Raw genomic sequence first — 12,545 nt, 5'->3', positions numbered from 1 at the left:
TATTTTTTTCTAGGGAGGATTTTTTTATGAAACTTCGTGAACAAATGCCTGAACTTGTAGGCGCAACAACGTGGTTAAATGGTGAAGTAACAAAAGCAGAGCTAGTTGGCGAAAAACCAACGTTAATCCACTTCTGGTCAGTTAGCTGTCATTTATGTAAAGAAGCTATGCCAGATGTGAATAATTTCCGTGATCAATATAAAGATGAACTAAATGTTATCGCTGTGCATATGCCTCGTTCGGAAGCAGATACTGATTTAGAGACAATTAAAGCTGTTGCGGCAGAGCATGATATTACGCAACCAATTTTTGTTGATAGTGAAATGAAGCTAACAGATGCATTTGAAAATCAATACGTTCCTGCGTACTTTGTTTTCGATAAAGATGGTCAGCTTCGTCATATGCAAGCTGGTGGAAGCGGCATGAAGATGCTAGAAAAGCGTGTAAATCGAGTTCTTGATGAAATGCGTAACGCATAATTTTAATATTTGAAAGACGAGGATGTTCAAATCCTCGTCTTTTTTTATCTTGCTGTAACAGACCTTCTAGTATGTAGGAACTGGCGAATGGTAAGAGGGACTTTTCGAGCAAGTTCAAAAAAAGTTAAGCTGAAGCGTAAATAATTAGTAGTTGTATGATAGAATGTCGAAAGTTATAGATAGAATATATAAAATGGGGAATCGTATCCTGTTTTGACGATACATATGAGTAAATATAAGTTAAAATAAAGTAATTGTAGTTTTCGGAGGGATTTTTAATGATGAAAAAAGAATTTGCTGTCATTGGACTTGGACGTTTTGGGGGAAGCATTGTTCGTGAACTAATGAGTCAAGGAGCGCAAGTTATGGCGATAGATCATTCATCTGAACGGGTGGATGAATTTGCTGCGATTGCTACTCAGGCCGTTATTGCAGATTCAACAGATGAATCGGTATTAAATTCATTAGGCATTCGTAATTTTGAACATGTTATTGTCGCGATAGGCGAAGATATTCAGGCTAGTATTTTAACGACAATTATTTTAAAAGAAATAGGTGTTCAGCAAATTACAGTAAAGGCTCAAAATGATTATCATGAAAAAGTGTTAAGAAAAATTGGGGCAGATTTTGTTGTGCATCCTGAGCGTGATATGGGTATTCGTATTGCCAATAATATGCTGTCTAATACGGTACTCGATTATTTAGAGCTTTCAGATGAACACTCAATCATGGAGCTAAAAGCAAATGATGCCATTGCAGGCTACTCGATTATGGATTTAGATATTCGAGCAAAATATGGCATTAACATTGTAGGGATAAAGCGAGGATCGGATATTATTGTTTCCCCACAAGCGAGTGACAAAATCTTACTAGGGGATATTATGCTTCTTATAGGTGCAGATGTAGATATAAATCGTTTTGTGAAAAAAGCGATGAAAGAATAAATGGGTGCCAGGCACTCAAACAATTTCACGTTGTGCTGTGCGAAAACATCCGCCTGCATCCGAAATCAACGGCAGTTATATTTAATATGCATAATCCCTAAAAGGGTATTAAGAAGTTTGTTCGAATTTTAAACTTTTAAGAAAGCTTGGGGAGTAGGTTTAGCACATGTTCAAAATAAGGAAAGAACCATTAATGCGGTTTCTGAAAATTTTATTTCCAGTCATACTGTTAGCGATAGCTATTTATGAAATTCAGCAATCGCTAAGAGGCGTAGATGTTAATTTACTTCGGAATGAAGTTAGTCAATTACAAATATGGGAACTGTTATTGATTTTTTTCATCGCATTTTGTGCGATTACTCCGATGATTTTTTACGATGTCATTTTAGCTAAACTACTAGGAATCAAAATGAACAAGCGCACTTTGCTGAACAATTCATTTATCGTCAATACATTTTCTAACCTCATTGGCTTTGGTGGTTTAGTAGGCGTTTTTCTACGAAATTATTTTTATTCAAAATATAAAGAGGATCGAGAAGGATTGTTGAAGAACATTGCCTCCGTTACTCTTTTTTATTTAACAGGAATCTCTTTGTTAGCCTGGCTAATGTATGTATTCTTTTGGGACTTCCCATTACTAAAAGAAACTCGGTGGCTTTCAATTGCCGTAATTCTTGTCAGCTTATATGTTCCAGCCTTTATTGGGATGCACCTTATTCGTTATAAAAAAGGTAGTTCTTTATCAATAAAAGTATCTCTTCAATTAATAATTACTTCAGTAGCAGAATGGCTTGCAGTTTTTTTCGTTATTTGGCTGCTAACGTTAATCTTGCATATACCTATTGAGTTATCGACCCTTATACCGATATTTTTAATTGCCTCATGTGCTGGCATAATTAGTATGATACCTGGTGGGGTTGGCTCATTCGACCTCGTATTTCTATGGGGGACGCAAAGTGTTGGAATCGGTGAAGAAAAAGTACTTTTTTTATTAATTTTGTACCGTGTTGGCTACTTCGTATTACCATTTTTAGTATCCGTACTATTATTTATTAAAGACTATTGGGAACGCTGGAATCGATCTTGGGATGACTTACCAAATGTTATTTTTCAAAAAATTAGTCATATGTTGTTAACAATTTTAGTATTTATCTCAGGCATTGTGTTATTGCTATCGGCATCGGTGCCTGGCGTTTTAAGTCGGCTAAAAATAGCTCAGGAGTTTTTATCATCACCAATTATGAATATCTCCCATCAATTGACTGTGGCAGCAGCCTTTATCCTTTTAGGATTGTGTAGGGGAATTAAATATAAAGTGAAAAAAGCTTATCAACTTGCAATCATCGTGCTTAGTAGCTCGGCTATATTCTCGATCATTAAAGGCTTTGATTATGAAGAAGCGATCTTTTTACTAATTGTCGCAGTGTTGCTCATGGCATCGAAAAAACAATTTTATCGAGAAAGTTATGTCCTCACATGGGGCGTCATCCTATTTGACCTTGCTGCCGTTCTTTTTATTACTGCAATGTATTTATTAATTGGATATGTCAACTTACCTACTGCAAAAATTCATATTCCAGCAGCGTTACAATATTATATCCTTACCGACTATCGGGATTTATTTTTTAGTGCAATTATTGGTATCCTCATTGCGTGTGTCATTTTTTACTATGGCTATTTTACGCGCGGAACGAAAAAAATGGAAAAGCTTCTATCAAGAGAGCACGAAGATAAAATTAAAAACCACTTAATGGAATATAAAGGGACTGAGTTTTCTCATTTAATATTTTTACATGACAAATTCATATATTGGAATGAAAAGAATACAGTGTTATTTGCGTATCAAATATTTGCAGATAAAATTGTTGTGTTAGGAGATCCAGTAGGGCAAGAAAGTGATTTTTTATCAGCTATTCAAGAGTTTTTGGAATTGGCAGATAAACATGGATATACACCTGTTTTTTATGAGATAAACAACAATATTTTCCCTTCTTTACATGAGCATGGCTATAGCTTTTTTAAACTTGGTGAGGAAGCATTTGTTGATTTAGATAAATTCACGTTTACTGGTAAAGAAATGAAGAGTAGTAGGGCGGTAAAAAATAAGTTTGAACGAGAGAACTATGCGGTTGCATTATTAAGCCCGCCATATTCACAGGAACTCATGAATGAATTGGAAGAGGTATCAAGTAAATGGCTACAAGGAAGAGCTGAAAAGGGATTTTCTCTTGGCTTTTTCGATGAAAACTATTTGAGTAAGTCAAACATTGCTGTTTTAAGAGGCGCAGAAGGTGTGATAGGCTTTGCTAGCATTATGCCAATGTATGACAATGACGAAAGAATTTCAGTCGATCTCATGCGTTTCAAGCCAGGTGCACCGTCTGGAACGATGGATTTCATTTTTTTATCGCTGTTTGAATGGGCGAAAGAACAAGGTTATCGAGTGTTCAATATGGGCATGTCGCCACTATCAAATGTGGGGCAATCGAGATATTCCTTTTTAAGTGAAAAAATTGCAGCACAAATATTTTTACATGGACATTTCTTCTATCATTTCAAAGGATTAAGAAATTTTAAATTAAAATATGCTGATTTTTGGGAACCTAAGTATGTGGCATATCGTAAAAAATCTTCATTACCATTTACAATGGCACAAGTAACGCTATTAATCGGTCGAAAAAGAAAATAAGTGAATTTTAAATTGCAAGTAAGACATACTATAAATGGTAATGTGCTATAATTTTCCTAATTACAATGGAAGGAATGATGAATATGAAAAAGATACGGAATGTGATTGAGAAGTAGCATATAGAGGATATGCCACTTTTCAAGCAATTAAAAAAAGAAATGAAAATTGAAAAGAGGCTGCTTATGTACACAGATCAAGAATTAAACATTCGTCCTATCATTGAGTCTGATTTAGAGCGCATATGGGAGCTTATTTATAAAGACGAGCAACCAGAATGGAAAAAATGGGATGCTCCTTATTTCCCGCATCAAGCTAAACCATTGAATGATTTTATGTTAATGTCACAGCAATTTATTAATCAAAAAAACTTTTGGGCAATTGAGGTTGATGGCGATATTTGTGGCGTAATCTCATATTATTGGGAGCATGAGCCTTCTAAGTGGTTAGAAATAGGTATTGTTTTTCATGAGTCTCATAATTGGGGCAAAGGACTTGGCACTAGAGCAATGGCACTTTGGATTGATCACTTATTTTCTACGATGCCACTTGTTCGCGTTGGGTTTACGACATGGTCAGGAAATAAACGGATGATTCGCGTCGGAGAGAAATTAGGGATGCAATTGGAAGCGAAAATTCGCAAAGTGCGTTTGTATGAGGGTGTCTATTATGATTCCATACGTATGGGCATGTTAAGAGAAGAGTGGGAAGCTAGAAAAGAATGCTTAAAGGAGCTTTCAACAACTAAATAACAAGCTAGTCATTATGAAATAAGATAGACTTAGTAATTTTGAAAAAATGTTTTAGCCTGTGTTCGATATTGTATCGGACGCAGGCCTTTTATTTTCTTTGAGAGGATTAAAACAAATTAATGTAAAATTGTGTTTGATTTCCTATTATAGCTTTGTCATAATAAAGAAAATTAAAATAGCGAGGCATGTTATGTTAATTACCGAAAATTGTATCATCCAGTCAATAAAGCCAAACCATGTTGAAGATATTTATTCATTGTATTGTAATGAGGATGTCAGAGCCTTTCTAGGAGGGGTACCGGAAAAAAGCTACATCTATTCTTCCTTTGACAGCATGCTACAAGCACCTTTGCCTAATTCATATTTTTATATTTCATTAAAAAACAAAAATGAGTTTATTGGTTTAGTGTCGATTGATGAATATCATGAAAAAACGACATATGAGCTGAGCTATCAATTTTTACCACAATATTGGGGTAAGGGTTATGCATTTGAAGTATTATTAGCCATCATCCATTATGGATTTTCCACCCTAAATTTATCAAAAATAGTAGCGGAAACGCAAACCGCAAATGTTGCCTCCTGTCGTGTACTAGAAAAGTTAGGTATGCAAAAAGTAAAGGTTTTAGAAAGGTTTGGTCATGAGCAAGCTGTCTTTCAGTTATTGAAAACGATAGAAAAAGAATAGGGGTAGCCAATGAGAAATTATATACAATACAATGCCAATCAGCATAACGAGGTTATTATTGCGATTCCAGCTCTTGGGGAACGGAAAGAAATGTATGCTGCATTGGCCAAAGCATTGCCAGAAGTGCATATTGTAGCAATTGATTTACCTGGGCATAATGGGCTGCTAGACAATGATTTTTCGTTTAAAACATATACCAAGAACATTAAAGAAACGATGGATGCGTTAAAAATTGCAAAAGCTCATTTTGTAGGAAATTCAATAGGCGCCTGGATCATTCAAAATTTTTATACAAACTATCGTAATTCAGTAAAGTCGTTAACATTATTAGACGGTGGCCATTATTTTCATGGACAATATCATCTTGATGATGAAATGGAGATAAAATTGCCTATTATTGAAAGCTACGAAGATTTACAAGAGGCGATAAATGAAGAAATAAAGAGCATGGGCATAGCAACAGCTGAACATCGGCAATATTTGTACGAATATTTTATTGGGAATTTTGTGAAAGAGGAAAATATCTACCGTCACCATAGTAAGGAAGAAGCTATAAATTATTTGGCGAAAGCAGTTGACCAGCACGATTATTGCATAGAAACGGAAACTCCTTTGCCAGTTTTATTACTGTTAGCAGATCATCAACAAGACGAATTGTTACATAGGAAATTAACTAATTTTCACGAAAGACAACCAACTGCAAAAATAATAAAAGTTCCTAATGGATTTCATTTTTTACCACTAACGAATCCACAAGAGGTTGCTGGATGGATTCGTAATACGGTACTTTCGGGGCGTAACCCCCAAATGGACCTTAAAGCCTCTACGTGAAAAGGGAGCTTCTAGATCAGAAATCAAAGGTTACGAAGACGATAAAAAAAGGGCACTCCATTATGGGGTGCCCTTTTAGCATTGCGACTATTAATTAATTTTCTTCCATATCTTTACGGTTTTTCTTTAACATTTTTGATAGCATTTCATACACAATTGGTACGACTACTAATGTTAATAATGTTGAAGATAATAAACCACCGATTACTGTAATTGCAAGGTCTTTCGAAATTAATCCGCTACCACCATTACCAAGTGCCATTGGAATCATCGCGCCAATCGTTGCAATTGCAGTCATTAAAATTGGACGTAGACGCGTTGCACCTGCTTCTAAAATTGCTTCACGCATACCCAGTCCATCTCGTTCCATATGGATAATGCGGTCGACAAGTACGATGGCATTTGTTACAACAATACCTATTAGCATCAATAGACCCATCATAACTGAAACAGAAATCGTTTGATTCGTTACATATAAGCCAACAAATGCACCGATTACCGCAAACGGTAATGAGAAGAGGATAGCAAATGGCGCTAAACCTTCACCAAACGTTACGACAAGAATAAAGTAAACGATGGCAATTGCTGCTAACATAGCAATTCCAAGTTGTGTGAATGTTTCTTGCATATCTGCTGCTACACCGGATACGCCTGTTGTCACACCTTTAGGTAAGTCTAACTTATCGATTTTTTTATCAGCTGCAGAAGTTGCTTTTGAAATATCATCACCAATAATTGTGGCAGATACTGTTGCGAAGTATTCACCTTTTGAGCGTGATAATGAATTAAGCGTTGTACCTTCTTCAACATCTACTAATTCACCGATTGTCATCGTTGTGCCTAAAGCTGTTTTAATTTCTGTTTTTAAAATATCATCGATTGATAAGGCTGCTTTCTTTGCATCGCGTTGGACAATGACGTTAATATCTTCACCGTCACGTTCAACTGTTGTTAACACTTCTTGTGAAGCCGTAGAATTTAAAGCCATAACGATTTGAGCAGTCGTTAAACCGTATTGTAAAACATTTTTTTGCTCTACTTTTAATACATGCTCTACATAAGGGTCTTCATAATCAGATTTAACATCCTCTAAGCCCTTAACATCATTTAATGTACCTTCAACATCTTTTACAGCGCTACGAAGATTATCTAAGTTTTCACTGTATAATGTGTAGCTAACTTCATTTGAAGACATAGACATTGATGTGAAGTTTTGGCTTTTCCATTCACCTGATTGGTCAATGTTAAATACATAGTTTTCCACTTCTTCACGAGCTGCTGGGAAGTCTTCCATTTCAGGGTCAAAGATTAGGTACATTAATGCACCACCAGCTCCGCCACCCATCATCATTGTTGCAGGATCTGCGTTTGTAGCATCTGTTATAGAAACTTGTAAAATATCAATATCTTTACGTTTCATTAATTCTTTTTCGACTGTTGCAACATTTGCTTCTGTTTCATCATTTAACTCACCAGTACCAGGTGTATATGTTAAATACATTACCTTTTCCTCTTGAGATCCCATGAAACTAAAGCCGATTAATGGTGTTAGGGCAAGTGAGCCAACAAGCATTAAAATCGCAATTGTAGAAGTGATAATTTTATGATTTAACGCTTTTTCTAATACACCTCTGTACCAAGTAGCTAGTTTACCAACTTCTTGATGTTGGCTTTCCTTTTTCTCTCCATAGATTTTTTTACGGAATAAGAAATGAGATAATGCTGGTACAATTGTAATCGCTACTAATAATGACGCGCCTAAAGCAAATGTCATTGTTAATGCGAATGGCATGAATAATTCACCGACCATACCGCCTACAAACATAAGTGGGGCAAATACCGCAACTGTAACTAATGTAGAAGACAGGATAGGTTTAAACATTTCAATTGTCGCTTCACGAATAAGTGCGCGACCCGTTAATTTTTCTTGTTTCAAATGGATGCGTCGATAAATATTTTCTACTACGACAATGGAGTCATCAATAACGCGCCCAATGGCAACGGTGATTGCACCAAGTGTCATAATATTTAACGTAATATCCATCCAGTTCAATAATAGTAAAGCCATGAAAACAGATACTGGAATAGAAATTATTGAAATAATTGTTGATTTGAAATCGCGTAAGAATAGTAAAATAATTAAAACAGCTATTGCGCCACCGAATACTGCTTTTTCAATCATTGTGAAGACTGAATCTTCAATTGGAGCACCTTGGTCAAGTGAGATATCCACTTTTAAGCCGTCAATTCTTTTTTCTTCATCTTTAATAAGGTCTTTTACAGCATTTACGACAGTTACAGTATTTGCATCTTGACCTTTCACAATTTGAATCGCAATGGCATCTTTACCATTTGTGCGTGAAACAGATTGTACTTTACCTTCAACTTCAATCGTTGCAATATCACCTAAACGAACGAAAGGAGAAGGTTGTGTTGCTGAAGGTGTGACTGGTATTAATAAATCTTTTAATTCATCAACAGATTTAACTTTACCATCTACGGAAACTGCTTGTTCTCCAACAGTAAATTGATATAAACCAAGCGATAATGACATATCACTTGCTTGGATCATTTGCTTGACGGTATCCTCTGTTAAGCCGAGAGCAGCCATTTTCTCTTCGTCATATTTAAACGAAACTTGTTCAATATGTTGACCAGTAATTGTTGCAGAAGCAACACCGTCGATTTTTTCGATTTTAGGAAGTAATAAATCTTCTACTGTTGATGTTAGTTCAACTATATCTTCCTTAGAACTACTTACTGATAATGCGACAACAGGCATCATGTTCATACTTATTGCCATAATTGTAGGTTCTTGTGCACCCTCAGGGAGTTTCACATTATCTAAAGCTGATTCTAACTGGCGTTTTTTCTCATCCATATCGATGCCGTAGTCATATTCAACTTGAACTTGTGCAATGTTGGATGAAGAAGTAGAATAAACTGCCTTAACATCCTCTAAACTTTCGATTGATTTTTCAAATGGAATGGAAAGTTCATTCATGACTTGTTCAGGCGTTGCACCTGGATAAACGCCCATTACAATTAAATATGGAATCGATATATCAGGGATTGATTCCATTTTCATTCTTGTACCTGAATAAATACCTGAGACAGTGATGATAATTGTTAATAACCACACTGCCAATTTGTTCTTCAATACAAAATTAACTAAACCTTTCACCTTCACACCTACCCTTTATTGACTTACTAGATTCAATTATTTATAATAATGACTAATCGGTCATTTGTCAATGAAATGCATTAGGAGAGATTTGAAAATATGTCAAAAAAGCAACTGATTATGGAGAAAGCATTAGAGCTGTTTTCTGAACAAGGCTTTGAAGCAACATCTGTACAGCAAATTACAGAGCGCTGTGGGATTTCTAAAGGGGCATTTTATTTGTCTTTTAAAACAAAAGATGAACTTCTTTTTTCAATGGTTGACTACTACCTACAGCAATTTATAGCTGATATTGACCAAGTAGTCAGAAGCACGAACAAAAAAGATGTCGTGTTGGTAGATTTTTATAAAGGTATTTTTCAAACGTTTAAAAAACATTCAGCTTCTTCACGTGTGTTCTTTAATGAAAAGGTATTTCTTACAAAAAAAGAGCTGTTTTATAAAGTGAGTGCCTATGAAGCGGATATGTCGAAGTTTATCGTCCAAATGCTTGAACAACTTTATCGAGAAGAGCTGCAAGAGACAAAATATGATGTGATGTATTGCGTAAAAGGATTTGTGAAAGGCTATGCCGAGCTGTTTATGTTCTCAAATTTGCCGCTTGATTTAGATCAATTGGCAAAATCATTAGCGGAAAAGACAGATATTATTGCACGTCATACGACAATCCCTTTTATTACCGAAGAACTCGCTCAAATTGTAGCAAGACCCTGTGCAGAGGAAGTTACGCAACAATCGCTTTTGCAGTTAATCGAACAAAACATCCAGAACATAGAGCCATCTATTGAACGTGAATCATTGGAGCTGTTAAAAAATCAAGTAGAGCACCAAACATACAGTAAACCGATTATAAAAGGACTAATTGAAAACATCCGCCTACAGCCAGGGTGTCAATGGATCGCATATGTATTAGAGAAATATTTCCAATTTTAAACATTGAAATAGAATTGTTCACTAGTAAGTTAGAGTGGACGATTCTATTTTTTTGAAATTGTATTCAAAAGGATGTTTCATTTCGAAAAGGGGGAAAGGAATCGTGTTGTTATTACTATATACGTAATTTGTTATCGGAGGTTTCAATATTTTAGAAATTTATTAAATCAAATTTAAACTGAAACGAAAAAAGCTAAGTCACGTAAAAAGTATTGCTGGTGAATTTGTGTATTCTAAATTTAAGGAGGTTAAACTACATCTTACAAAATTAAAGTGGGGAGCTTAGTCTTTCAAACTCTATAATTTTATGCAAATAAAATAGAATGTATATACATAAAAAAAGCTACGCAAATAATGCGTAGCTTCTTAATTTAAAAGATTATACTTCCATAATAATCGGTAAAATCATCGGACGACGTTTAGTTTTCTCAAATAAGTAAGGTCCTAAAACGTCAGTAATTTCATTTTTAAGCTCAGTCCATTGCGGCGTTTTGCTTTGAATTGTTTCGTTAAGATGACGGTTCAGCATTTTTTGTGCTTCATTAATCATTGTACCTGATTCACGCATATAGACGAAGCCACGTGAAATAATATCAGGACCTGAAACAATTTTTTGGTTTTCCATATCTACGCTCACTACAACTATTACTAAACCTTCTTCAGAAAGTATACGGCGATCGCGTAGTACAATATTGCCAATATCTCCAATACCGTTACCATCAATATAGACATCACCAGAAGGGATGCGACCTGCAACATGTGCTTCATTTGCACTTAATGCCAGGACATCACCATTTTCCATAACGAAAGTATTTTCAAGTGGAACATCACAATCTTCTGCTAAATGCGTATGCATTTTTAACATACGGAATTCACCGTGGATAGGCATAAAGAATTTTGGCTTCATTAGTCGTAGCATTAGCTTTTGTTCTTCTTGCGATCCGTGACCAGATGTATGGATATTATTTAATGCACCGTGAATTACTTCAGCGCCAGCACGGAAAAGTAAATTAATGATTTTATTTACGCTAACCGTATTACCTGGTACAGGTGAAGAAGAGAAGATAACAGTGTCGCCAGGCTGGATTTGAATTTGACGGTGTGTACCATTGGCAATACGAGATAGTGCTGCCATTGGTTCACCTTGCGAGCCTGTACATAAAATCATCACTTCGTTGGCAGGTAAACGGTTAATGCTTTGGGCATCAATGAATGTATCTTTTGGTGCGTTGATGTAGCCAAGTTCACGGCCGATTGTAATGGCATTATCCATAGATCGACCGAATACAGCGATTTTTCGTCCGTACTTAATGGCAGCATCTGTTGCTTGCTGTAAGCGGTGAATATTTGATGCGAACGTTGCAAAAATAATACGACTATCAACCTTGCGGAAGATTTCGTCAATACTTTTCCCAACTGTACGTTCAGACATCGTGAAATTTGGTTTTTCAGCATTCGTACTATCAGATAGTAAGCACAGCACGCCGTCACGACCTATTTCAGCCATTTTTGTTAAGTTTGCTGGCTCGCCTACTGGCGTAAAGTCGAATTTAAAGTCACCTGTATGCACGATATTGCCAGGAGGTGTTTTTACGACGATACCATAAGCATCTGGAATACTATGCGTTGTTCTAAAGAAGCTTACAGATGTTTTTCTAAATTTAATAACATCATCTTCTTTAATTTCGATTAGTTTAGTTGTACGTAGTAAACCATGTTCTTCAAGTTTGTTGCGCAATAAGCCAAGTGCAAGCTTACCACCATAAACAGGAACATTCACTTGACGTAGTAAATAAGGGATGCCACCAATATGGTCTTCGTGTCCGTGCGTAATAAATAACCCTTTAATTTTATCGACGTTTCGTACTAAATACGTGTAATCAGGAATAACATAGTCAATTCCGAGTAAATCGTCTTCTGGAAATTTTATTCCGGCGTCAATTAAGATGATTTCATCTTGAAATTGAACGCCGTAAGTGTTTTTGCCGATTTCGCCCAGTCCGCCGAGCGCGAAAACAGCTGCTTGGTCATTTTTAACAAACTTCATG

At 35.8% G+C, this 12,545-nt stretch carries 9 protein-coding genes; 7 read left to right on the top strand and 2 right to left on the bottom strand.

What is annotated here, in order from left to right; all coding sequences use genetic code 11:
- Window positions 1-26: 26 nt before the first annotated feature.
- The 6 genes from ACIQXW_RS18440 to ACIQXW_RS18415 all read left to right on the top strand — a co-directional run bounded on the left by ACIQXW_RS18440 (window position 27) and on the right by ACIQXW_RS18415 (window position 6,380).
- Window positions 27-479, top strand: coding sequence for a TlpA family protein disulfide reductase (locus tag ACIQXW_RS18440; protein WP_340826099.1), 453 nt, complete (start codon window positions 27-29; stop codon window positions 477-479).
- 281 nt (window positions 480-760) lie between these two features.
- On the top strand, window positions 761-1,423 hold the full coding sequence (locus ACIQXW_RS18435; RefSeq protein ID WP_024362220.1) for a potassium channel family protein: 663 nt from the start codon (window positions 761-763) through the stop codon (window positions 1,421-1,423).
- Between the two features lie 166 nt (window positions 1,424-1,589).
- The gene (mprF, locus tag ACIQXW_RS18430; RefSeq protein WP_402764534.1) at window positions 1,590-4,112 is read left to right on the top strand and encodes a bifunctional lysylphosphatidylglycerol flippase/synthetase MprF; all 2,523 of its coding nucleotides are present in this window, start codon (window positions 1,590-1,592) and stop codon (window positions 4,110-4,112) included.
- 182 nt (window positions 4,113-4,294) lie between these two features.
- Entirely contained in the window at window positions 4,295-4,861 is a 567-nt protein-coding gene (locus tag ACIQXW_RS18425; RefSeq protein WP_402764531.1) for a GNAT family N-acetyltransferase, read from the top strand.
- 190 nt (window positions 4,862-5,051) lie between these two features.
- Window positions 5,052-5,549 carry a GNAT family N-acetyltransferase gene (locus ACIQXW_RS18420; protein WP_402764528.1) on the top strand — a complete coding sequence of 166 codons (498 nt, stop codon included), beginning with the start codon at window positions 5,052-5,054 and terminating at the stop codon, window positions 5,547-5,549.
- Between the two features lie 9 nt (window positions 5,550-5,558).
- Entirely contained in the window at window positions 5,559-6,380 is an 822-nt protein-coding gene (locus tag ACIQXW_RS18415) for an alpha/beta fold hydrolase (RefSeq protein WP_402764525.1), read from the top strand.
- Window positions 6,381-6,474: 94 nt separating this feature from the next.
- Here the strand turns inward: ACIQXW_RS18415 and ACIQXW_RS18410 are convergent, their stop codons facing one another.
- On the bottom strand, window positions 6,475-9,564 hold the full coding sequence (locus ACIQXW_RS18410; protein WP_340826090.1) for an efflux RND transporter permease subunit: 3,090 nt from the start codon (window positions 9,562-9,564) through the stop codon (window positions 6,475-6,477).
- Between the two features lie 99 nt (window positions 9,565-9,663).
- Here ACIQXW_RS18410 and ACIQXW_RS18405 point away from each other — a divergent pair, with 99 nt between their 5' ends.
- Window positions 9,664-10,497, top strand: a complete 834-nt coding sequence (locus ACIQXW_RS18405) for a TetR/AcrR family transcriptional regulator (protein WP_340826087.1) — start codon at window positions 9,664-9,666, stop codon at window positions 10,495-10,497.
- 379 nt (window positions 10,498-10,876) lie between these two features.
- Here the strand turns inward: ACIQXW_RS18405 and rnjA are convergent, their stop codons facing one another.
- Window positions 10,877-12,544 carry a ribonuclease J1 gene (rnjA, locus tag ACIQXW_RS18400; RefSeq protein ID WP_340826085.1) on the bottom strand — a complete coding sequence of 556 codons (1,668 nt, stop codon included), beginning with the start codon at window positions 12,542-12,544 and terminating at the stop codon, window positions 10,877-10,879.
- Between the last annotated feature and the right edge of the window lies 1 nt (window position 12,545).

The organism is Lysinibacillus sp. NPDC097162 (genome assembly GCF_044762185.1).
Lineage (GTDB): Bacteria > Bacillota > Bacilli > Bacillales_A > Planococcaceae > Lysinibacillus.
The sequence above is the reverse complement of the archived record's forward strand: the minus strand, read 5'-3'. Positions and strand labels throughout refer to the sequence as shown.

Bases quoted from the DNA above. Each gene is read 5' to 3' on its own strand.
- ACIQXW_RS18440 (WP_340826099.1), top strand. From the start codon at position 27: ATGAAACTTCGTGAACAAATGCCTGAACTTGTAGGCGCAACAACGTGG.
- ACIQXW_RS18435 (WP_024362220.1), top strand. From the start codon at position 761: ATGAAAAAAGAATTTGCTGTCATTGGACTTGGACGTTTTGGGGGAAGC.
- mprF (WP_402764534.1), top strand. From the start codon at position 1,590: ATGTTCAAAATAAGGAAAGAACCATTAATGCGGTTTCTGAAAATTTTA.
- ACIQXW_RS18425 (WP_402764531.1), top strand. From the start codon at position 4,295: ATGTACACAGATCAAGAATTAAACATTCGTCCTATCATTGAGTCTGAT.
- ACIQXW_RS18420 (WP_402764528.1), top strand. From the start codon at position 5,052: ATGTTAATTACCGAAAATTGTATCATCCAGTCAATAAAGCCAAACCAT.
- ACIQXW_RS18415 (WP_402764525.1), top strand. From the start codon at position 5,559: ATGAGAAATTATATACAATACAATGCCAATCAGCATAACGAGGTTATT.
- ACIQXW_RS18405 (WP_340826087.1), top strand. From the start codon at position 9,664: ATGTCAAAAAAGCAACTGATTATGGAGAAAGCATTAGAGCTGTTTTCT.
- rnjA (WP_340826085.1), bottom strand. From the start codon at position 12,544: ATGAAGTTTGTTAAAAATGACCAAGCAGCTGTTTTCGCGCTCGGCGGA.